This window comes from Streptomyces sp. PTY087I2, from assembly GCF_001687325.1.
GTDB lineage: Bacteria > Actinomycetota > Actinomycetes > Streptomycetales > Streptomycetaceae > Streptomyces.
Genome location: NZ_LZRD01000022.1, coordinates 46,766 through 67,885, shown reverse-complemented (window position 1 = coordinate 67,885; position 21,120 = coordinate 46,766). Strand labels below are relative to the sequence as shown.

General features: G+C 70.8%; 19 protein-coding genes and 1 tRNA gene. 5 read left to right on the top strand and 15 right to left on the bottom strand.

Annotation, left to right across the window (positions count from 1 at the left end; genetic code table 11):
- Positions 1 to 27 precede the first annotated feature (27 nt).
- Together A3Q37_RS24160 and A3Q37_RS24155 are read right to left on the bottom strand one after the other, a co-directional pair.
- Entirely contained in the window at positions 28 to 498 is a 471-nt protein-coding gene (locus A3Q37_RS24160; RefSeq protein ID WP_176711498.1) for a GNAT family N-acetyltransferase, read from the bottom strand.
- A 44-nt stretch (positions 499 to 542) separates the two neighbouring features.
- Positions 543 to 2,066 carry a sigma-70 family RNA polymerase sigma factor gene (locus tag A3Q37_RS24155; RefSeq protein ID WP_065487735.1) on the bottom strand — a complete coding sequence of 508 codons (1,524 nt, stop codon included), beginning with the start codon at positions 2,064 to 2,066 and terminating at the stop codon, positions 543 to 545.
- Between the two features lie 141 nt (positions 2,067 to 2,207).
- On the opposite strand from A3Q37_RS24155, the gene A3Q37_RS24150 reads away from it, so the two are divergent.
- Complete coding sequence (locus A3Q37_RS24150; RefSeq protein ID WP_065487734.1) at positions 2,208 to 3,296, top strand: helix-turn-helix transcriptional regulator; 1,089 nt, start codon at positions 2,208 to 2,210, stop codon at positions 3,294 to 3,296.
- Positions 3,297 to 3,356: 60 nt separating this feature from the next.
- On the opposite strand, the gene A3Q37_RS24145 is transcribed toward A3Q37_RS24150, so the two are convergent.
- On the bottom strand, positions 3,357 to 4,577 hold the full coding sequence (locus A3Q37_RS24145; RefSeq protein WP_065487733.1) for a S1 family peptidase: 1,221 nt from the start codon (positions 4,575 to 4,577) through the stop codon (positions 3,357 to 3,359).
- 338 nt (positions 4,578 to 4,915) lie between these two features.
- Here A3Q37_RS24145 and A3Q37_RS24140 point away from each other — a divergent pair, with 338 nt between their 5' ends.
- Both A3Q37_RS24140 and A3Q37_RS24135 read left to right on the top strand, forming a co-directional pair.
- On the top strand, positions 4,916 to 5,269 hold the full coding sequence (locus tag A3Q37_RS24140) for a hypothetical protein (RefSeq protein ID WP_255311920.1): 354 nt from the start codon (positions 4,916 to 4,918) through the stop codon (positions 5,267 to 5,269).
- A gap of 7 nt (positions 5,270 to 5,276) precedes the next feature.
- On the top strand, positions 5,277 to 8,672 hold the full coding sequence (locus A3Q37_RS24135; protein ID WP_065487731.1) for a hypothetical protein: 3,396 nt from the start codon (positions 5,277 to 5,279) through the stop codon (positions 8,670 to 8,672).
- Positions 8,673 to 8,696: 24 nt separating this feature from the next.
- On the opposite strand, the gene A3Q37_RS24130 is transcribed toward A3Q37_RS24135, so the two are convergent.
- From A3Q37_RS24130 to A3Q37_RS24100, 7 genes are read right to left on the bottom strand one after another with little or no spacing between them, the layout of a single operon-like run.
- A complete protein-coding gene (locus A3Q37_RS24130) occupies positions 8,697 to 9,386 on the bottom strand; it encodes a contact-dependent growth inhibition system immunity protein (protein ID WP_065487730.1) in 690 nt (229 codons plus the stop codon).
- Positions 9,387 to 9,398: 12 nt separating this feature from the next.
- Positions 9,399 to 9,704: an RNase A-like domain-containing protein gene (locus A3Q37_RS24125; protein WP_065487729.1), complete on the bottom strand. Its 306-nt coding sequence runs from the start codon at positions 9,702 to 9,704 to the stop codon at positions 9,399 to 9,401.
- A gap of 30 nt (positions 9,705 to 9,734) precedes the next feature.
- A complete protein-coding gene (locus A3Q37_RS24120; protein ID WP_065487728.1) occupies positions 9,735 to 10,406 on the bottom strand; it encodes a hypothetical protein in 672 nt (223 codons plus the stop codon).
- 33 nt (positions 10,407 to 10,439) lie between these two features.
- Entirely contained in the window at positions 10,440 to 11,444 is a 1,005-nt protein-coding gene (locus A3Q37_RS37965; RefSeq protein ID WP_255311919.1) for an RNase A-like domain-containing protein, read from the bottom strand.
- Positions 11,369 to 12,178, bottom strand: coding sequence for a hypothetical protein (locus A3Q37_RS37340; protein ID WP_176711497.1), 810 nt, complete (start codon positions 12,176 to 12,178; stop codon positions 11,369 to 11,371). Before A3Q37_RS37340 ends, A3Q37_RS37965 begins: the two co-directional genes overlap by 76 nt.
- Entirely contained in the window at positions 12,178 to 12,480 is a 303-nt protein-coding gene (locus tag A3Q37_RS24105; protein WP_065487727.1) for a WXG100 family type VII secretion target, read from the bottom strand. Before A3Q37_RS24105 ends, A3Q37_RS37340 begins: the two co-directional genes overlap by 1 nt.
- 16 nt (positions 12,481 to 12,496) lie before the next feature.
- Positions 12,497 to 12,898: a WXG100 family type VII secretion target gene (locus tag A3Q37_RS24100; RefSeq protein WP_065487726.1), complete on the bottom strand. Its 402-nt coding sequence runs from the start codon at positions 12,896 to 12,898 to the stop codon at positions 12,497 to 12,499.
- Positions 12,899 to 13,913: 1,015 nt separating this feature from the next.
- Between A3Q37_RS24100 and A3Q37_RS24095 the strand changes: the two genes are divergently transcribed.
- The gene (locus A3Q37_RS24095) at positions 13,914 to 15,272 is read left to right on the top strand and encodes a lipase family protein (RefSeq protein ID WP_065487725.1); all 1,359 of its coding nucleotides are present in this window, start codon (positions 13,914 to 13,916) and stop codon (positions 15,270 to 15,272) included.
- Positions 15,273 to 15,368: 96 nt separating this feature from the next.
- Here the strand turns inward: A3Q37_RS24095 and rocD are convergent, their stop codons facing one another.
- The 3 genes from rocD to A3Q37_RS24080 all read right to left on the bottom strand — a co-directional run bounded on the left by rocD (position 15,369) and on the right by A3Q37_RS24080 (position 18,111).
- A complete protein-coding gene (rocD, locus tag A3Q37_RS24090; protein ID WP_065487724.1) occupies positions 15,369 to 16,607 on the bottom strand; it encodes an ornithine--oxo-acid transaminase in 1,239 nt (412 codons plus the stop codon).
- Complete coding sequence (gene ddaH, locus A3Q37_RS24085; protein WP_065487723.1) at positions 16,607 to 17,407, bottom strand: dimethylargininase; 801 nt, start codon at positions 17,405 to 17,407, stop codon at positions 16,607 to 16,609. The genes rocD and ddaH overlap by 1 nt, the downstream gene beginning before the upstream one ends.
- Positions 17,408 to 17,580: 173 nt before the next feature.
- Entirely contained in the window at positions 17,581 to 18,111 is a 531-nt protein-coding gene (locus A3Q37_RS24080; protein ID WP_065487722.1) for an Lrp/AsnC family transcriptional regulator, read from the bottom strand.
- Between the two features lie 204 nt (positions 18,112 to 18,315).
- Between A3Q37_RS24080 and A3Q37_RS24075 the strand changes: the two genes are divergently transcribed.
- Complete coding sequence (locus A3Q37_RS24075) at positions 18,316 to 19,395, top strand: M23 family metallopeptidase (protein ID WP_079137961.1); 1,080 nt, start codon at positions 18,316 to 18,318, stop codon at positions 19,393 to 19,395.
- Positions 19,396 to 19,521: 126 nt separating this feature from the next.
- Here A3Q37_RS24075 and A3Q37_RS24070 read toward each other — a convergent pair.
- Positions 19,522 to 19,595 (bottom strand) — tRNA-Ala (locus A3Q37_RS24070).
- A gap of 107 nt (positions 19,596 to 19,702) precedes the next feature.
- Complete coding sequence (glpR, locus tag A3Q37_RS24065) at positions 19,703 to 20,968, bottom strand: gephyrin-like molybdotransferase receptor GlpR (protein WP_176711496.1); 1,266 nt, start codon at positions 20,966 to 20,968, stop codon at positions 19,703 to 19,705.
- Positions 20,969 to 21,120 lie beyond the last annotated feature (152 nt).

Sequence of the window (21,120 nt, the reverse complement as noted above, 5' to 3'; positions counted from 1 at the left end):
CCGAGTCACAGGGGCCCGGCGGGCCGGTCACGCACCCCCGCCGAGCACGAGGACCACATGCTCGTCCTCCCCGTGCCGCACCGTGCCGGTCGCCGTGAACCCGCACTTCTCCAGCAGGCGTACGGAGCCGGTGTTGCCGACCACCGGATCCGCGTACAGCGGGCGGGCCGTCTCCCGCTCCAGGAACGCGGTCAGCGCCACGGTGCCGATGCCCCGGCCCCAGTACGCACGGCCGAACCAATAGCCGAGGAAGCGCCGGTCCTCCTCCCACCAGGCCACGATGTTCCCCGCCGTCTCGCCGTCCACGACGACCGTCTGCACGAAGTTGGCGGGATCCCCCAGCACCCGCGTCTTCCAGTGCGTCATGAACGCATCCCTCTCCCGGGGAGCGAACCGCGACCGCCGGGCCGCCTCCGGATCGTGCTCGTACGCGAGGAACACCTCCAGGTCCTCGGGCACGACATTCCTGAGCTGCACACTGTTCTCCACGTTCTCCATGCCGACCGAGTCTGGCACCCGCCACTGACAATCGGCCCGGCCGCTCACCTCGGGGTGGCCAGCACCTGGGTCCAGTAGGGGCCGCGCGGGGAGTCGGCGATGCCCACGCCCACATGTGTGAAGTCACAGTTGAAGATGTCGCCGTCGCGGCCGGGGCTGTTGCGCCACTCCTCGACGACCGCCGCCGGATCGCTCATGCCGGTCGCGATGGTCTCCCCGACGGCCGACCACTCGTATCCGGTGGCGCCGACCCGGTCGCCCGGGCCCTGCCCCGAGGAGTCGGTGTGGTCGAAGTAGTTCCGCGCGGCCATGTCCTCGGAGTGCCGCTGGGCGACCTCGGTCAGCCGGGGGTCGGTCTCCAGCTCCGGGCAGCCGTTCGCGGCGCGCAGGGTGTTGACCCGGGTGACCACGCGGGCGTCCGGGCCGGGGCGCGGAGCGGGCGCCGGCGAGGCGGAGGGCGACGCGGAGACGGTGGGCGGCCGGGTGGCGGTCCGGCTCGGGGTCGGCGTGGGGGTGGGCGAGACCGTGGAGGGGCTGGGGCTCGGCGCGGCGGGGGCGGGCGCGGGCGGCGGCGCGGGGCTGGAGGTGACCCCGCCGCCCCGGGACTCGGGCTCGGCGGGGGCGGAGGGCCAGATCAGTACGGCGAGGGCGGTCACGGCGGCCGCCCCGGCTATGAGCCCGGCCGCCTTCCCGGCCGAGAAGGCGGCCGGGGCGGCGTGCGCGGCACCACCGGAAGCGGCCGAGGGCGCGGCGGCGGAGGCGGTGGCCGGGGCGGCCGATGAGGCGACGGCCACCGCCACCTGCTGCCCGCTGTCGTAGAGCGGCACCACGAGCGCGAGCCCGGAGAGCAGGCCCTCCGGCGGGACCAGCCCCGTACTGCCGTCGGAGCAGGAGGCGCAGCCCCGTACATGGCGGGCGATCCGCTTGCGCCACAGCGGCGTCGGCGTACCGTCCCAGTCACCCAGCAGGTCCTCCAGGGCCGGGCAGCGGGGGTCGGAGGCCAGCGCCCGGACGACGGTGCGGCCGACGTCGAGCTGGTTCTTCACCCGCTGGACGCGTACGGCGGCGTGCTGCGGGGAAAGGCCGAGCGCGTCGGCCAGCTCGGGCCGGGTGAGGTCGCCGGTCGTCTCCAGCCACCACAGCGACAGCACGTCGCGCTCGGCATCGTCCAGCCAGCGGGTCGCCTCGGCCGTCTCGCGCCGCTGCCCGGAGAGTTCCAGGCGCAGGATCGTCAGGTCGACGAAGTCGGCGGCGGGGTCGGCGGGGTCGCTGGTCTCCTCCAGCGGGGCGGGGCGGTGGCCGAGGTGGGACCAGCGGCTGCGGACCTGGTTCATGGCGATGGCGACGAGCCAGGAACGGAAACGGGCCGGATCGCGCAGGGCGGGCAGTCCTGAGAGCGCCCGGAGCATGGTCTCCTGCACCACGTCGTCCACGTCCGGATGGCCGTTGAGGGCGCGCCCGACGACGTTGTAGACCAGCGGGAGGTACTGGGCGGCCAGCCGCTCCCCGGCGGCCCGGTCGCCGTTCCTCGCCGCGATGACCAGAGCGGTGCTGTCCACGCCGTTCACGCCCTTCGTTCGGGTTCGCCACCGGAATGTGGGCCAGGTCACCCCTGGGGGTTTTGTTATCCGTCCCCCGTCCGGTGGTCAACCAGTATGCGGGGGCCGGCAGGCAGCCCCGCCGGGAGAGTGCCGGGAGCGGGGAGAGACATGTCGAGCGACACGGACACCGACGAGGCGCACGCCACCGATCCGGGCTCCACCGGAGCGGAGGCCACGAATCCGCGGGCCACCGAGGCGCACGTCACCGCGGCGCGGACGGGCGAGGCCATCACCACCTCGGCCCTGCACGCGGCGGCGACCGGCGCCGACACCTTCCCCGGGGTCCTGCGGGAGGCGCTGAACCGCCGCGGGCTCTCCCTGGAGCGGGTGAGCGAACGGCTCAGGGTGCGCGGCATCACCATCAGCCAGGCCACCCTGAGCAGCTGGCAGCGCGGCCGCAGCCAGCCCGAACGGGCCCGCTCCCTCCAGGCGGTGGACGTGCTGGAGGAGATCCTGGAGCTGCCCGCCGGGGCCCTGCGCTCGCTGCTCGGCCCGCGCCGCCCGCGCGGCCGGACGACCCCGCCCGACGCGGAGGGCGCGGCGCTCCAGATCCTCGGCGAGGACTCGGTGGTGGAGAAGGCGCTCGGCGCGCGCTTCCGCCACTTCAACCAGGAGACCAGCTCGCTGATGGTCCACGACATCGTCAGGGTCGGCGAGACCGGCACGCTGAGCGGCATCTCCACCACGAACGTGCTGCGCGCCAAGCGGGCCGGGGCGGACCGGGCGATCTTCGTCCTCAGCTTCGACGACGAGGCGGCCGAACCGGTCGACATCAAGGTCACCTGCGGCCGCCTGGCGGAGGCCACCTACCTGAAGGGGCTCAAGTCCCTGGTGCTGGAGATCCACTTCGGCCGGGAACTGGCCAAGCTGGACACCACGGTGGTGAGTTACGCCGTCGAGGTCAGCCCCTCCGAGACTCCGGCCACGCACTACGAACGCTGGTCGCGGACGAACCTCCACGAATACCTCCAGCAGGTCTTCTTCCACCCGGGCGCCCTGCCTGCGGACTGCCACCGCTACGTCCGGGAGAAGGTCGGCGCCCCGCCGCGCGGCCGCCGCCGTATCCCGCTGAGCGCGGCGCACGACGTCCATGTGCTCACCTCCCGGTGCAAGCCCGGCGTCCACGGGGTGGCGTGGGAGTACGGAACGGGAACAGGCGCTACGGGGCCAAGTGGAACGGGAGACCGCCCAGGATGAGTGGACGGTCTCCCGCGTCTGGGGGGTGGCCTTTTCTGCCGGTCTGTTCCTGCGGTGGGACTACTTGGTGTTGAGGGTCAGCCCGTAGTACGCGAGGGCGTCGTCGAGCGGCTGGAAGTAGGAGGAGCCGGGCGAGTTGACCTGGCCGTTGCAGCGCTGGTTGCTGGGACCGCCGGAGGTCATGCCCTGGGCCTGGTCCCCGGAGACGTACGCGCCGCCGCTGTCCCCGCCCTGGGTGCAGACGCTGGAGCTGGCCAGGCCGGTCACGACGGTGTCGGGGCCGCCGTTCTGGTCGGTGTAGGTGACGCTGACGTTGTACGAACCGACCTTGCCGCAGGTCCACTGGGTGGTCTGCCCGGACTTGCAGAGCGCCGCGCCGGAGGGGGCCCGCTTGCTGCCCTTGACCGGTACGGTGCCGGCCCTGCCGTACGTGGTGATGTCGAGGCCGATGGAGTTCCCGGCGTCGACGGCCGCGATGCCCATGTCGACGCTGCGGGTGCCGAGCGCGAACCGGGTGTGGGTGCCCTTGGCGAACCGGGTGCCGTTGTAGGCCAGTTCGGGCAGGTCCTCGATGCAGTGCCCGGCGGTCACGAGCACCTGCTTGCCGTTACGGTCCTTGGCGCCGTAACCGACGGAGCAGAGGTAGCCGTTGAAGGTCATCCGGCTGCCGGGCGGAACGACGGCCTGGGTCTCCAGCTTCTCCTGGCCCTTGACGACGCGCACGGCGTCGCCGTTGCTCTTCGCGGCCTTGAGGAAGCTGCGGGTGGCCGCGTCGGTGTCGCCGTTGACCTCGATGGTCACGGTGTCGGACGCGAGGTCGACGGACCACGCGGAGACCCCGGCCGGGGCGCTCTTGAGCGCCTTGGCGTCGAGCTGGGCCTTGATCCGGTCGAGCTCGCTCTCGCCACGCTCGGGAACCCGGGCCTGAAGACCCGCGGCCCGGACGTCCTTCGCCGCCTCGGCGTCGGCGGCGTTGACGACCAGCGACCCGTCCTTGGCGAAGAAGGCCCCGAGCGTGTCGACCCGGTCCTTCCGCAGCTCCGCGAACCGGTCCTGCTGCTCGGCCTCACGGTCCAGCCGCTCGACGGCGGCCTTCTCGCTGACACCCAGGGTCACGGCGAGCGCCTTGACCATCTCGGGCTGGTACGCCGGCGCCGCCGCGGGCGCCGAGGGCTCCTCCGTCGTACCGGCGTAGGCCCCTGTGGCGACTCCGGCCGACAGAAGGGCGCCGATCGAGGCGGCCACGATGTATCTGCGCGCGTTCTTCTTTCCGTGCTTCACGCGATTCCTTCCGCTACGCAGGCGAGCGTCCAGACAATGGGGGGTGGCCACACCGCGCCTGGGGAAGCGCGGTGTGTTCCATGGACACTGCCCGGCGGCGATGACATGTTCCTGTCGCCGCGCCTCGAACTCTGGCGCAGCCGGAACTGCCGCGACAAGAAGTGGCGGTGGGGCTCTTTTCTACAGAACTGGCCGAGAACTGTAGAGAGAACGGCGGAAAGCGCTGGTGCGGACCTTTGCGCCGGGCCGTACGCCCGCTCTGGAGTCCACCCCGGAGTCCACCCCGAACACCATTCCCCAGCAGTAGAGTTGCCTTCCGAATGAGGGGGGACACCGGCGTGAACAGAGGCCGAAGAGCCGTACTGATGTGGACGGGCCTGGCGGTCGCCATACTCGCGGGAGTGCTGTCCTTCCTCAGCTGGGACCGGGCCGACCAGGTGGCCGGAGTGGTCTCCGCCGTGGTGGGCGTGGCCGCCCTGGGAGTCGGCGTGTACGGGGCGCTCGGCCCGCCCGGGGGCCCCGACGTGCAGGTCTCGGCCACGGGCCGGGCGGTGTCCCGTGGAAGCGGCGAGGCCAACACCGGCTTCGTCGCTCCGTCCTCCGCCAGCGCGCCCGGCTCGGTGTCCGTCGGCGACACCGGCGACGCGGAGGCCGACGGGGGCAACGCGAACACCGGGTTCCGGCAGGGGTAGCGGCGCTGTGGCCGGCGGCAGGATCGGGGCGAAGGAAACGGGCGACGCGTCGGCACAAGGAGGCGCGGCTCTCTCGAACACCGGGGTCATCAACGGCCCGGTGACCCTTTCCTCTCCTTCGCGGCGGCCCGCGGTGTCGGGCTATCTGCTCCAGGTCGAGAGGATGGCGGCGGCCGACTTCCAGGGACGTGAGGCCGAGCTTTCGGAACTGGCGTCCTTCAGCACGGAGGAACGTCCGCAGGGAGCGGCCGGAAAGAACTACTGGCGCTGGCTGGCCCCCGCCTGGGCCGGAAAGTCCGCTCTGCTGGCGGAGTTCGTCCTGAATCCGCCGCCCGGAATCGACGTCGTGGCGTTCTTCATCACCTCCCGTATGGCGGGCCAGAACGACGCCGCCGCCTTCTGCGAGGTCGTCCAGCGGCAGCTGTACGCCCTGTTGCGGGAGGAGGAGCCGCTGAGCACGCCGCACACCCGCGACGAACAGCTGCGGCTCGCCCTGGACCGGGCGGCGGAGCGCTGCGCGGCCCAGGGCCGGCGGCTCGTCCTCGTGGTGGACGGGCTGGACGAGGACCACGGCGTCACCGCCGGTCCCGACTGCCACAGCATCGCCGCGCTGCTGCCCCGTACGCCCCCGCACGGCATGCGGATCATCGTGGCCGGACGGCCGCACCCGCCCGTACCGGACGACGTGCCCGGCGACCATCCGCTGCGGACCACGGAGATCAACCACTGGCTGGCGTCCTCCCCGTATGCCCAGGCGGTCCGCTGGGACGCGGAGCAGAACCTGCTGCGGCTGCTCGACGGCGGCGGGCTGGGGCGTGAGCTGGTCGGTCTGACGGTGGCGGCGGGCGGCGGTCTCAGCGCGAGCGACATCGCCGAACTGACCGGAAGCCGCCCCCGCCTCGTGGAGCGCGAACTGTCGGCTGTCAGCGGCCGCAGCTTCCGCCGCCGCTCCGCGCACTGGACACCCGGCGGCCCTGAGGTCTACCTCCTGGCCCACGAGGAGATCCAGCGCAGCGCGGCGGACCTGATCACGGACGCGGAGCTGGCGGACTGCCGCACGCGGCTGCACGCGTGGGCCCGGACGTACCGGAGCGCGGGCTGGCCCGCCACGACGCCCGAGTACCTGCTGCGCGGTTACGCCCAGCTCCTGCGCGAACTGGGCGACACCGGGCGCCTGGTGGAGCTGGTGTGCGACGCGGAACGGCACGAGCGGCTGTGGCAGGTCACGGGGGCGGACCTCGAAGCGCTCAGCGAACTGTCGACCTCGCTGGACCAGTTGCTGTCGGACGGCAGGAGGAACGGGGACGTGGACGTCTCCGCCGCGCTGCGCCTGGCCGCCGCCCGCGACGGGCTGCACAAGCGTGCAGCCGCCCTGCCCGCCGAGCTCATCGGCCTGTGGGCGCGGCTCGGGCACACCGGCCGGGCCATCAGCCTGGCGGAATCGCAGCGGGAGCCGTACAACCGGGTGGGCGCCCTTACCGCCGTCGCCACCTGCCTCGCCGCCACCGGTCACCGGGAGCAGGCGGATGCGCTGGCGGCGGACGCGGACAGTCGCAAGGACGAGGCACGCTTCCTTGAGGCCATCGCGGAGGGACTGGCGGAGGCGGGTCTCTACAGCGAGGCGTTCCGAACGGCCGCGAGGGCGGAGGGCACGGACCGGCTGGCGCCGGCTCTTGTCGCGACGGTCAGGCGGGCGGCCCGGGAGTACGCGCTGAACGGACCGGTCGAGAAGGAAACGATTACGCCGTACGTGGTCGAGGCGGTACACGCCGTCACAACGGCTCGCGGCGTCGAGCAAGGCGAGCTGTACGCCGATCTGGCCTGCGCGTTCTCCCTGTTCGGAGACGAGGAACAGGCGCGGGAGACGATAGACCTGGCCGTCCGGGACCGTTCGGACGACGAAGGGGCGTTCCGGCAGGCTCAGAATCTCAGTCACATAGCCGTACGTCTCGCACCGGCACCAGGATTCGCACAGCGAGCCGCGAGCATCGCCCGTAGCTCAGCCGAGTTGGCGGATGCGATCGACGATCCCCGAAGCGTCGAGTGGCTCTTCCCTCAGATCGCCTCGGGCCTGGCGGCGACCGAACAGTACGAGCGCGCGGAACAGGTGGTCGCCAGGTTCCTGCCCGATCCGACCGACCGGGACGAAGGGCTGAGCGCCGCCGCCAGGGCGGCGGCCCGAGCCGGTGCCCCGGGCTGGGCACTGGAGGTCGCGGACCGTCTCACCGATCCCATCGACCGGGCCAGGGTTCTGGTAGCCGTCGGAAGGAGGTCGGCGCAGTCCGCCGACCCGGCAGAGGCCTCGCAGCTGGCCCGGTGGGTTCTCACGCTGATCGACGAGATATCCGCCCAGGCGTGGCAGGTGGGACTTCTGACCGATACGTCGGACTTCCTCCTCCAGGCGGGCGTCAGGGAGGAGGCCGAGGCTGCGGCGGCCCGAGCGACGGTCCTCGCCCGGAGCCGTCCGACGCCCCGGGGCGACGCGACAGCGCAGATCGCCGTCGCCAGGGCCTTGGTGTCGGCGGGCGCCGAGGCCGAGGCACACCGACTCGTCGACTGGGCGATGGAATCGGCCGCAGAGGAAGACGGATACGCCCGGCTGCTTCGCCTGGTCGACGTGGCGGAAGGGCTGCACGCGATCGGCCAAGACGACCACAAGGTGACCATGCTGTCCGCCCTGCTCGAAGAGGCCCGGCAGAAGGCCCACCACTCGGAACACGCTGATTCCCTGCAGCGCGTGGCCGAGGCATTCGGTGAGACAGGCGCCCCTGACCTGGCGAGGGAGGTGGCTCGGGAGCTCCTGGACGGTGCAGATGCCTCCGACAGCGCGTACGAGCAGGCGTGGAACAGATACTGCGCGGCCGGAGCCTACCTGGCTGCCGGGGACTTCGAGAAAGCATTGGCTCTCACCGACTCCCTGCCTGACGACGTGATGGACGATTTCCGCTCCGGTCTCGTGGCGAAGCTGGTGCGTGCAGGCGAATACGCGTGGGCGGAACGGCTCGCCGAGGAGTTGGCGGACACCGTCGAAGGCGATCGCTGCCTCACACACCTCGCGGCGGACCTGGCAGCAAGGGGCGATTTCCCCCGAGCAGTCGCCCTGCTCGACGAGATCTCCAGACCTGCTCTGCGTGAAGCGGCCATGGCAGAGGTCGTCAGCGCATCGGCCGGGTCGGGCGGACCCCACGAAGCCCATGCCCTGGCCGACGCCATCACCGACCCGGACCACCGGAGCAAGGCACTCGCGGCCATCGCCCGCGCCCACGGCCCCACCCCAAAGGGGCGCGTCCTGCTCGTCGAAGCACTGGCCCTGGGCCCTTGGAACCAGTTGGTCGAGGAGATCGCCGGAGTGGCCCCGGAGCATCTGCTCCTGCTGGCGGCCCTGTCCCGGAACGAGTACTAGGCGCGGGGCGCAGCGACCGCGCGGTCAGCCGTCAGCGGGGCCGGCCCCGTAGTCGGCCCTGAATCCGCTCAGACCGTCCGCGAGGTGGGCCAGCCACCCGCCAGGGGAGTACGGCTGGGGAGGATCGACCTCCATCCCCAGCTCGGCCATCGCGAGGCCGTAGTCGGACTCTTCGAGGCCGAGGGCGAGAAGCTCGCGCAGCTCGCCCGCGAGACGGGCGACCAACTGCGGGTCCGTGGTCGTGGTGTAGTCGCGCACGGCCGCATCGTGGTCCGGGAACTCGTCCGGCATGTCCTGCGAGAACCAGCCACCGAGGAACTGGCCGAGCTCGGGAAAGCGGGCATGCCACTCCCAGCGGGTACGAGGGTTCGCCGGGGGCGGCACATCGCCTTCCTCGATCGACCTTTTCAGGTGGTCCGCGATGACGAACAACCAGTCCTGGATCGCCGACCGGGGCAGGCCGACATCCGGCACAGGGTAGAACTCACCGAGGCTCAGACGCAGCCGGCCCGGAGGGTTGCGGGCGTAGTCGCGGATCTGCCGTTCGGCCGTGGCCAGGGCGTCGGGGCGGGTGTGCCAGGTGTGGCGGAGGTAGGCCTGGAGGGCCTCGCTCGCCCTGTCCGGCTCGTCATCGGCCGACATCCCTGTGTACGCCCTGATGACCTGGTCCAACTCACCGTAGCGACGGTCGAACTCGGGCGGCTTCATGGACACAGCGTTGGACCTCTACAGGTAGATCGGGACGGTGGTGAGCACGACGAAGCCGTGCGGGCTCGCAGGCTCACGCTTGAGGACGACCCGTGCCGCGCGCACCTCGACGGGCTCACGCCCGGCGAGCATCATCGCCTGCAACAGGACGCGGCCGACAGGAGCCTCACGAGAGGGCCAGGCGGCCTCGATGGCGAGGCGGGCGCGGGTGCCCTGCGCAAGCCAGCGGTGAACCTTCTGCTCATTGGCGGTCACCACCTGCTGGGTGGCCCATTGGGCGGTTTCCCGGTCGGGGTAGGTGGCCGAGCGATTCCTTACGGTCATGCGGAGAACTTCCTGTGGGCTGTGCGTGGTTCAGGAACCTGCGTGCTCGGTCCGCATATGGTCGTCGATTTCCCGGATGACTTCACGCAGCGCCTCCTGCGAAACCCACGGAATCCACCGCGTCACGTTGGCGGACAGCACCGCGGGCCGGGGAAATGTCACGAGCACCGATTGGGCGTCGGCGGCCAGCCGGGAGAAAGTCTCGCCGCAGAACGGATGCTCCGCGTCGATGAAAGCCGCCACCGAATCGGACAGCGACGGATATTCACCGTCGTAGATCCAGTTGGCGCCGAAACCGAAAAGCCCCGGAAAACGCGCCGCCGCCTCCCAGTCCGCCAGGGGAAGATCGGCGAATCCGGCTTCCGGCTCCTGTTCGACCGCCCGTAGCAGCCCGGCCAGCGTGCGCAGGTAGTCGTCTCCCGGAACACCGCCGCGCGCCTCGTCCAGCCGTTCGGTGAACGTACGCGGGAAGAATGCCGGGCCCTCCGACCGCACCAGGTCGGCCGTGTGGTCGAGCAGGGCCGCAAGGGACGCGACGGGGAACAGCCAGCGTGTGGCGTCGGCGGCTCCCATCGTGCGGACGAGGCGCCTGAACTCGTCGTCCAGGTCGAGGGCGCCCTGCGACCGCCGGGCGCGCAGCGCCGCCTCGACCACGCGTCTGACCGGTCCGTCATTGAAGAGGGAGCCGGTGTGCGAGATCACGTCGGGATCATCTCCATGAAGTTCCGGGGGGGCTCAGGGGGACACGGGGTACGACGTGATCACCACGAAGGGGGGGTCCATGCCCTTCTGGTACTTCAGGGCGACCTGTGTGGAGCGGACCTCGCTCGCGGTCGCCCCCATTCCGTGCGCATCATAGTCGGCACGCTCGACGGTGCGCCCGGTGGCGTCCGGGAAGGTGAGCGTCAGCGGCGGGGATATCTTGGAGTTGTTCGGGTCCCACGCGGGATTGTTCCTTTCCCGCTGCTGCACCCGCTCGATCCACTTCTCGATCCGGTCCGCGTTGTCGATGTCGTCGAGGGCGGCCTGGGTGTACCGCTGCGCGGACGCGAGATCCTTGTACGACGAAGCGGACGGCGCGTTGTTCTGGTCGCGCAGTCGCTGGGTCAGCTGGTCGTCGGTGAGCCCGATGTGCTTGTCCACACCGTGGCTGTTCCCGATTCCTTCCTGACTCGCGAGGTCGAGCGGATAGAAGTGATCCTTCGGGTCCTCGCCAGGAACCAGGTATTGGTGTTCTTTCTTGAAGTCGTTCAATGCCCTCGCGCCGAACGCCTCGGCCCGCGCCTCCTCCGCGTGGAACGAGGGCGCGCTCCGGTGCGCCTCGTTCAGCGGCGCCATCAGTGCGTCGAGTTTCGGCACCAGTGCGTTGACGCGGGAGTTGTACTCGGTGACGATCGCGTTCAGTTTCCCGGTGTCGATGTTCAGGACGATGCCCGCACCGATCTGGGCGGCGCCCTTGACGACCCCCTTCGCCAAACCCTTGACGAGCCCCTTGACGTCGTCCATGCCGATGCCGTCCTTGAGGTCCACCTCGACCTTCGGTACGGCCTCCTTGACGGCGTCCCAGTACACGTCCCAGACCTCGCCGTTGACGTACACGGCCGCCTCGGCGAACTGGTACAGCAGATCACTGACCTTCTGGGCCGTGTCGAACAGCACCGTCATCACCGGATGCGTGGCTGTGGGCGAGGAGGCCGAGTCGTGCTTCCACTGGTAGCCCGCGGTGCTCTCGTGCCCCATGCCGTCGTGCCCCACAGCGAGCTGCAGAACCGGCGCATGGCATCGTGCCATTCGCTGTTGCTCTGCTGCGTGATGCTGCTGACGTTGCCCGTCAAGGCGCTCTCGGTCATGGAGAGCGTCATGGTCATCGCCATCCACGCCTTGGAGAGCGAGTTGAGATGGTGCTGATGCGGGTACGGGTAGACCTCGGCGACCTTGCCCATCCGGAAGGCGTGCTTCACGACCGGCCGCAGCACCTCGCGGATCGGCTCCGGAACCCATTCGAGCAGCGAACGGATCCAGCCGTCGCCGCCGTCGTCGTCCCCCCACTTCAGGTTGGGCACGGAACCGTAGTCGGGCACTTTCTCGATGACGCTCGGGGCCGGCTGGGTGACCGCCTTCGTCCGGCCCGTGGGGTCGTTGGCCGCTTCGGCCTTGGCGTAGTTGTTGGCCGTGGAGGTGAAGCCGACCGCAGCGCCGCCGATGCTGACGACACTCCTCGCCCACACCTCGAGAAACCGGTTGCCCACCTTCACGTACGAGGCGGCGAAGGCCTGGGGGGCCGTGCCGTAGCCGCCGGCGTCCGGGTACTGCCTCAGCTTGTCCAGGAGGTCCTTGGCGCCCCTGTCCATGGGCGTCTGCTGCATGGCCACGCCGCTCGAGACCCGGAACAGGTCCGCCGGTTTGACGTCGATGGTGCCGTTCTGCCCGGGAGCCTGCGGGCTCGACGGCGAGCCGGAGCCCGGTCCCGCCATCAGCCGGCACCCCAGCCCCGCAGCACCGCCCGGTGTGCCGCGGCGTAGTTGACGTGCCCCTTGGTGACGACCTCGTGCAGCCACTTCTGTGCCGCCCGCAGGTCCTGAGCGGAGTGGTCCCACTTGTCGAGCTCGTCGACGAAGGCCTCGCGTGCCTCGCCCTCCCAGGTGAGAACGACTTTCTCCGCCCGGCCGTACAAGAGGTCCAGCTGCTCGTTGAGCTTCTTCAGAATGTCCTCGAGCTCGCCGGTCAGACTCCGAAGCGTCGCGAAGTCAACCGTTATGTGCTCGTCGTCCGCCATCCTTCTCCCCCTTTGCTCACAGATCGTCGAGGCTGCTCCGCGGTGCCTCGGCGGCCGGATTCGGCGTCGAGAGCTCAGCGGCCTCGGCCTTCACGTCCGTCTCGACCTGGACCTGCCGCAGCCGCTCCATGATGTCGAGCTCCTGCTCCGAGAACCCGTCCCTGCTCAGCCGCACGCCCTGTTCAAGACGTTGAAGGACCATGCGGATGCGTACGGCGTCCTCGGCGGCGCCCCGGTGCAGAGCTCGGTACGCCTTGGCCGCGGGTCCGCGCCAGCCCGCCTCGATGCTGTCGACAACGGCGTCCATGCGCTTGATCTGATTGTCGAGATGAGTCTGCATCGCGTTGAGGTCATCGGCGAGGACGGTCAGTCGATCACCCTTGACCCGCAGTCTGCTCTGTCCACCTTCGTCGCTCATGGATGGCCCCCGGGTCCGTGGTGGTCAACAGCGTTTCCTCCGCCGCCACTTCCGTTGTACGTGACACCTTATCAACGCCGTTTTCGCATAAGGCGGCCCGGCTCCCGCACAGGAAGGGCGCCGAAACTGCGAGATCCTGGTCGGACAGCGGCTGTCGGGACGACGCACCGACGACGGTGTCATCAGCCTTGAGGACTTCCTCTCGGCAGCAGGCTCGGTGCTGGCGCCGGATGCCTCGGTGAGCTGAGGCCATTGCACACGGTCAGGTGCGGAGCCAGATAACGAGGGCGGCCGCGGTGGCGGTGCCGAGGGAGACAACCGCAGGTACTGCGCACCACCGCATCGCGCACCTCCTGCCCGATCCGGCTCGGCGGCGTCAGTGGTGGGCGCTCGCCCCCGGCGACGTAGCTGGTCTTGAGCAGCACGCTCCTGCTGGTGCAGTCGACGATGGCCGTACCGGTCACGGCACCGTCCGAGACCTGCCCCACCTGTGCCCTTCCTGGCCGAAGGCCATGTTGTCGATGGACCCGTTCGTGTCGCTGGATGTGACGCGCCCGTTGTACGGGCCTCCGGGCCGGAAGCTCTCGACACTGCCGCACACCGGCTTCCGCCCTTCGGCCGGACTCGCTTTCCACGGCAGCGACGCTGACCCTCAGCGCAACCGCGTAAGCAGCCATGGCGGCGGCGAAAACCATCCTCATCCGCATGCAGCTCTCCCCCGCCTGATCAGTCGATTGCCCGTAAGGCGACGGGACCAACGGCCGGATCCGGCAAATGAAGCTCTTCGGTGGATGACGAGCCGGCGGCCTGTCGCTTCACGGGGGGGCGATGCCGATCGCGCGTCCAGTCGGCAACCTCGATCGCGCCCGACCCCACCCGCGCGATCGAGAAGCCTGCGCACGCATCTGTACGCCGCACTGTTACCCCCAGTAAGTTACCTCGCGGTAAGGGCTATACCGCCTTGCCCACCAGGTAGTGCCGCCTCGTTCACCCAGATTCGGATACCGGGGGAATCATGAACCGGAGCACCGCCGGCCTGCTGGCCGTCGCCGTCGTCACCGCTCTCACCGTCGGCGCGGCGCCGACGGCCTGGGCCACGCCCGCCACCGCCGCGCCCGTCGCAGCCGCGCAGACCGGCAGCAAGGCCTCCGACCCGTTCTACCGTTACGACGGCAGCGAGCCGCTGTCCTCGTACGCGCCGGGCGACGTACTGAAGAAGCGCACGCTGGACTATCACGTCCTCGGCATCCCTACGCCGGTCAAGGCCGTCCAGCTGCTCTACCGCACGACCGACGCCCAGGGCCGGCCGTCGGCCAACGTGACCACGGTGGTCCGCAGTCACCGCGGCGACGGCAGCAAGGCCGTCTCGTACCAGTCGTTCTACGACTCCCTCGACCCCGAGGACGGCCCCTCCCGGGCCATCGCCGGGAAAGTCACCCTCGGCGGAATCATCGCCAACGTCGAATCCATCGTCATGGCACCGCTGTTGCTCAAGGGCTACGACCTCGTCATCCCCGACACCGAGGGCCAGACCGCCGAGTTCGCGGCCGGTCCGGCGTACGGGACGAACACCCTCGACTCGATCCGGGCGAGCACCCGGGCCGGGGCGACGGGGCTGCACGGCGGGACCAGGTTCGGTCTGCTCGGCTACTCCGGCGGGGCCATCGCCACCAACTGGGCGGCGGCCCTGGCCCCCGCGTACGCGCCCGAGGTCGACAAGCAGCTGGTCGGCTTCGCCGAGGCGGGGCTGCTCGTCGCCCCCGCGCACAACCTGAAGTACGTCGACGGCGCCCTGGTGTGGAACGGCGTGATGCCGATGGCGGTCATCGGTGTGTCCCGTGCCTACGACATCGACATCAAGCGCTATCTGAACCCGAAGGGCATCGCGGTCTTCGACGAGCTCGAACACGGCTCGATCGTCGACGCCCTGGGCCGCTACCCGGGGGTGGCCTGGAAGGACCTGGTGAAGCCGGAGTACAAGGACCCCAACTCCATTCCCGCCTTCGTCGACGCGGTCAACAAGGTCAACCTCGGCGAGGCGGCCACCCCGACCGTCCCCGGTTTCATCGGGCAGGGAAACGCGGGCGTGCTGGAGGGGACGTTCAACAGGCCGCCGGGCATCGGCACGGGCGACGGTGTGATGGTCGCCGGTGATGTGCGGGCGCTGGCCAACCAGTACTGCGCCACCGGCAACAAGTCGATCAAGTACGAGCAGTACAACCTGCTCAGCCACCTCGGCGCCATGCCCTACTGGACCCCGCGGGCGATGTCCTGGCTCGACGACCGGTTCGCGGGCAAGACCGCCCCCACCAGTTGCGGCCGCATCCCCGCGGGCAACTCGCTGGCGCCGGAGAAGCCCGCCGCCACGAACTGACCGGCTCGTACGGCAGATGCCCCGCTCGTACGGCAGCGGTGCGGCCCGGTGTACGTGACCGGGACCGTACCGCCGCCCCCTGCGCGCGGCGCGCCGTTACGCCAGCACCTTCGCCAAGGCCGCGAGTGCTGCCCCGAGTTCCTCCTCGGTGATGGTGAGCGGCGGCGCCAGCCGTACCGTCGAGCCGTGGGTGTCCTTGACCAGCACCCCTTCGGCGAGGAGCCGCTCGCTGATCTCCCTGCCCGTGCCGATCGCGGGGTCGATGTCCACGCCCGCCCACAGTCCGCGAGCCCGGTAGCCCGTGACGCCCGCGCCGACAAGGGCGGCCAGACCGCGGTCCAGCACCTCGCCCAGCTCGGCGGCCCGCCGCTGGAACTCGCCGGTGGCCAGCAGGTCGAGGACCGCCGAACCGATCGCCGCCGACAGCGGGTTGCCGCCGAACGTCGAGCCGTGTTCACCGGGCCCGAGCACGGAGAGCACATCGCGGCGGGCGACCACGGCGGAGACCGGGACGATGCCACCGCCCAGGGCCTTGCCCAGGAGCAGCATGTCCGGGACCACGCCTTCGTGGTCGACGGCCAGCGTGCGGCCCGTGCGCCCCAGACCCGACTGGATCTCGTCGGCGATGAACAGGCACCCCTTGCGCCGGGTGAGTTCACGGACCCCGGTGAGGTAGCCGTCGTCGGGGATGACGACGCCGGCCTCGCCCTGGACGGGCTCGATCAGCACGGCCGCCGTCGTCTCGTCCACGGCGGATTCCAGAGCGGCGAGGTCGTTGTACGGGACGACCCGGAAGCCCGGGGTGAAGGGCCCGAAGCCGGCGCGGGCCGTCGCGTCCGTCGAGAAGCTCACGATCGTCGTGGTCCGGCCGTGGAAGTTGCCGTCGGCGACGACGATCGTCGCCCGGTCCGGTGCGACGCCGTTGACCTCGTACGCCCACTTGCGGGCGACCTTCACCGCGCTCTCCACGGCCTCGGCGCCGGTGTTCATCGGCAGCACCATGTCGAGGCCGGTCAGCGCGGCCAGGCGCTCGGCGAAACCCGCCAGCCGGTCGTGGTGGAAGGCGCGTGAGGTGAGGGTGAGTTCATCGAGCTGACGGTGCGCGGCCTCGATGAGGGCGGGGTGGCGGTGGCCGAAGTTGAGAGCGGAGTAGCCCGCCAGCATGTCGAGGTAGCGGCGGCCCTCGACATCCTCGACCCAGGTGCCTTCCGCGCGGGCGACGACCACGGGCAGCGGGTGGTAGTTGTGGGCGAGCACCGGGGCCTCGGCCCGGATCAGCTGCTCCGACGAACGCGTCTCGGAGGCGGCGGCGGAAGGGGTGACGGTGTCGGTCATCAGCGGATCTCCTGGGTGCAGCACTTGATGCCCCCGCCGGCCTTGCGGAACTCCGAAAGGTCGACGGGAACGGGGACATGACCGCGGTGGGCGAGCTCGTCGATCAGGCCGTGGGCCTGCGGTGCGACGAAGACATGACGGCCGTCGGAGACGGAGTTGAGGCCGAACGCCAAGGCGTCCTCCTCCGTGGCGATCACCGCGTCCGGGTAGAGCCGCCGCAGGACCTCACGGCTGCCCGCGGAGAACGCCGCCGGGTAGTAGGCGATGTTCCCCGCGCCCGTCCCGCCGCCCCCGTCCGGCTCCCCGCCGAGGTGGAACAGTGCCGTGTCCAGGTGGTAGAAGCGCGGATCCACCAGGTCGAGGCCGATCACGGGCCGACCGAAGAACTCCTGCACCTCGCGGTGCGCGGAGCTGTGCGTACGGAAGCCCGTTCCCGCCAGGACGTACCGTCCGGCCGGGACCAGGTCTCCCTCGCCCTCGCAGACCGAACCGGCGGGGTGCACCGCGTACCCGGCCTCCTTGAACCACTGCGCGTACGCCGCCGCCTCCGGCTGCCGCTCGGGCGCGTGGAAGGACGAGCCGAACACCTTGCCGTCCATGACGAGAGCCGCGTTCGCCGCGAACACCATGTCGGGCAGACCGGCGACCGGGGCGATCGTCTCGACGGTGTGGCCATGGCCCCGGTACGCCTCGACCAGGGTCAGCCACTGCTCACGGGCGAGCGGGAGATCGACCGGTGTGCCGGTGTCCATCCACGGGTTGATGGCGTAACGCACCTCGAAATGGCGGGGCTCGCACATCAGATAGCGCCTGAGGCTCGGGCCATGGCCCAGCGGGCCACGTTCTACGGGCACGGCTTTCCTCCGCCTTCTCCGGTGACGATGGGGATGCCCTCACCGTAGAAAGCGGCCGGTACGCCCGACAAGAACGAAAAGCTGCACGCATACGCAGGAATGCTGCGCAGATGCACCACTCAGAGCAGGTTCAGTGCGTCACCGCCGTCACCCGGACCCTCCCCGGTGTCCGGCGCGGGCTCGCTGACCCCCGCCTCCGGGCTGTCCGGCAGCAGGTGGGACAGCACCATGTAGCTGATCGTCTTGCGGATGAAGGGCTCGCTGCGGATCCGTTCGAGCACCTCCTCGAAGTGCTCGACATCGGTGGCCCTGATGTGGAGCAGGGCGTCGGCGGCCCCGGTCACCGTCATGGCCGCCACGATCTCCGGGTACTTGCGCGCCACCTCCGACAGCCGCCTGGGCGGCGCCGCGCCGTCGCAGTACACCTCGATGTACGCCTCGGTGCGCCAGCCGAGCGAGGCCGGGCGGACGGTCGCCCGGAACCCCGTGATCACCCCCGTGGCGCGCAGCCGGTCGACCCGGCGTTTGACCGCGGTGGCCGACAGCCCGACGGCCGTGCCGATCTCGGCGAAGCTCGCCCGGGCGTTCGCGACCAGGGTCGCGACGATCTTCCGGTCGAGTTCGTCGAACGGCGTGGGCTTCGTGGTCATGGCGGGTGGCCTTCTCCTCGTGCCGCCCCGGGAAGGGGCTGCCTGTCTCCCCATCCTGCCGGTTCGCGCGGCCCGCCCACGGCGTACACGGAACTCCTGCCTGGTTGACGCGCGTTGACAAGGAATACCACACTCGGTCAGGTCCATGACAAACAAGACTGACCGACCGACGACAGGGGATGTCCCGTGCCACCGAGACCGAGTGTGTCCACGTATGTGAGAACCGCCGTCACCACCCTCGCCGCCACCGCCATCGCCGTCACCGGACTGCTCGCCGCCGCACCCGCCGCTCCGGCGAACTCCCCCGCCGGCGCCGGGCACCCCTCCGCCGGGGTGACCGTGAAGATGCCGGCCGCCGTCGCCGACCGTCTCGGCGCCGAACGCGAGGCGCTGCTGGACGCCGTCTCCGCGGACGTCCTCTCGCGGTCCCACGACGCCAGGGATCTCGCCCCGGGTGCCGCCGTCGGCAAACTCGCCGACGAGGGCCGCAAGGTGGTCGTCGACGTACGCGACGTCTCGGGCGACTGGGCCCGCGGCGTCGCCTACGTCGAGGCATCGCGCACGCGGCACGGCGCGCCGGAGGGCTGGCTCTACATCGCCCACCGCGAGGACGGGCAGTGGATCTCGGGTCTTGAGGGTGACCGCGAGTTCGCCGACCACGTGGCCGAATCCCCGCTGGTCGGCACGGCGGAGCGACGAACGATGAGGGCCTACGCCGAAGGCAAGGTGACCCCGGACGCGCAGGCCTCACCGGCCGGAGCCCTGGCCAACACCAACGGGCTGCTGCTGCCCTGGATGCCCGACTACTACATGACCATGACCGGCGGCCCCCACGCCCACGACGGCGCGACCGGCTACTGGAGCTCCCTCGACTTCGCCGGCGGGAACGCCAGCGGCCTGGTGCGCTCGTCGCGCGAGGGTACGGCCACCTCGATGTGCGGCGCGGGCGGCGGCTGGACCCGGGTGATCCACCCCGGCGGCTTCTCCACGGACTACTACCACATGCACAACACGACCTACTACAACGGGACGTCGATCGCGCGCAGCGCCCTGCTCGGCAGCATCGGCACCGACACCTGCGCCGGCGGTTCCGCGACCGGCGCCCACGTGCACTGGGCCCTGCGCACGTACGACGCCGACTACAACGGCCAGTACACCTGGCTGAACGGCCGCACGATCGGCGGCTGGGCGTGGTGGAACGGATCCATCCAGTACTCCGGCTGCGGCACCCGTCTCGGCGTCACGGCCTGCCCCGGTACGGCGATCTACAACCGCACCGGCTGACGCCCGGGGTACCGCTCGCGGGACGTCACGGGCTCGGTGGCAGGAAAACCAAGAGATCCCGCCCAGTTGAAGTAACCGGGCGGGATCTCGTGACGTTCTTGAGAGCTACTCAAGAACTGTCGTTTGTGGACCTGTGGGGATTTGAACCCCAGACCCCCTCGATGCGAACGAGGTGCGCTACCAGACTGCGCCACAGGCCCTTGCGACGTGTGAAACTCTAGCACCCTCACGGGGGTGCTTGGAAATCCGTTCCTCCGCTGGTCAGCGGTGTCGGGTTTCCCGGTGCCCCCGGGCCTCCCCGGGGGCCTCACTCATTGGCGGCACGCGGCCGGTCCTCGTCGTCGTACTGGTCGAAGAGGGGGGTCCGGCCCCGGTCGCGGGTGCGGCGGGACTGGTTCGTGCGCTGGCGCGGGGCCGGGTCGACCGCGGGGGGCGTCGGGTGCGACGTGCCCGTCTGGGTGGGCTCGGCGGTGCTGGAGCGGGCCGCGCTCCAGGTCTCCGGGTCGCAGACCTCCACACCGCCCGTGGCCCGGGGGGCGACGGGCGCGGTGACATAGGTGGGCAGCGGTACGGGAACGGGCTCCCAGCTGTCGCCCTGGACGCGGCCGCGTTCGCGCTGCTGGTCCACCCACTCCGCGTGGTCCGTCTGCTCGACGAGAGCGCGGCGGCCGGCCTCCTGGGGAGAGACCGTGGGGGTCGGCTCCGGCCCGCCGGGGTGCGCTTCGGCGTCGTCGTCCGGCTCGGCGGGGTCCAAGGCCGCGGGCTGGTTGCGGCGCGGGCGGTTCTCCCGCAGCCGCTGCGCCGCGTCCTCGGCCCGGCGGCGGTCCATCGTGAAGGCGAACCGGCGGCGTTCCTGGGCGCGCAGATGCACGATGTACGTGCTCAGCAGCACGGCCGGCACCGCGGGGGCCCAGAGGAAGCCGAGGCCGCCGACCGCCGCGACGATCGCGCCGAGGGTGAAGGCCAGGAAGAGGACGACGGTGGTCCGCCTGCGCCGCGCCAGGACCTGGGAGCGCTGGGCGCGCCGGGCCCGCTCGGCGTCGGCCGCACCGGAGCGCGGGCGCCGCCGGGCGGGCGGCACGTGCTCCGCGGGACGCTCGCCGGACCGGCGTTCGTGCGCCGGGCGGTCGGGGTGCTGACGGTCCGGGGACTGATGCCCCGGGCGGTCCGCGTGCTGACGGTCCGAGGGCTGGTGCCCCGGGCGCCGGTCGTGCGCCGGGCGGTCGGATGCCTGGTGGCCCGGGGTGCGCTCGGGCGCGTGCGCCGGGTCGCTCAGCCGGGCTTCCGTGTGCGCCGGAGGCGCGGCAAAGGCCCGGACGTCCACGGACTCCATACGGTCCGTTTCCCGGTCCGGGTCGACGGCGGGCCCCGCCTCCTCGGCGGTGCGCTCCCGCAGCTCCTTGGCGTAACGGCGCTCCATCGCCGCCCGGCCGGACAGCAGCCGGATGGCGGTGCTGAAGCGTTCCGTCGGACGGGCTTCGTTGAGCTCGTCCTGCCTGCGGAGCCACATCGGCACCAAGTAGGCGGCCCAGGCCCCGACGATGACTGCGTAGATGAGGCCGCTGCTGCTCACGCTCACACCGTAGAGGGGTTTGCGCGGAAGGATCCGCCAATTGGCCCGGTGTGTCGCACGATCCGGCTGATATCACGGACTTTTTTTGTGATTGTTCGGATCAACAGACGCCGATAGGGCCATCCATTGCAGTCATCCGGCGATCAAATTCG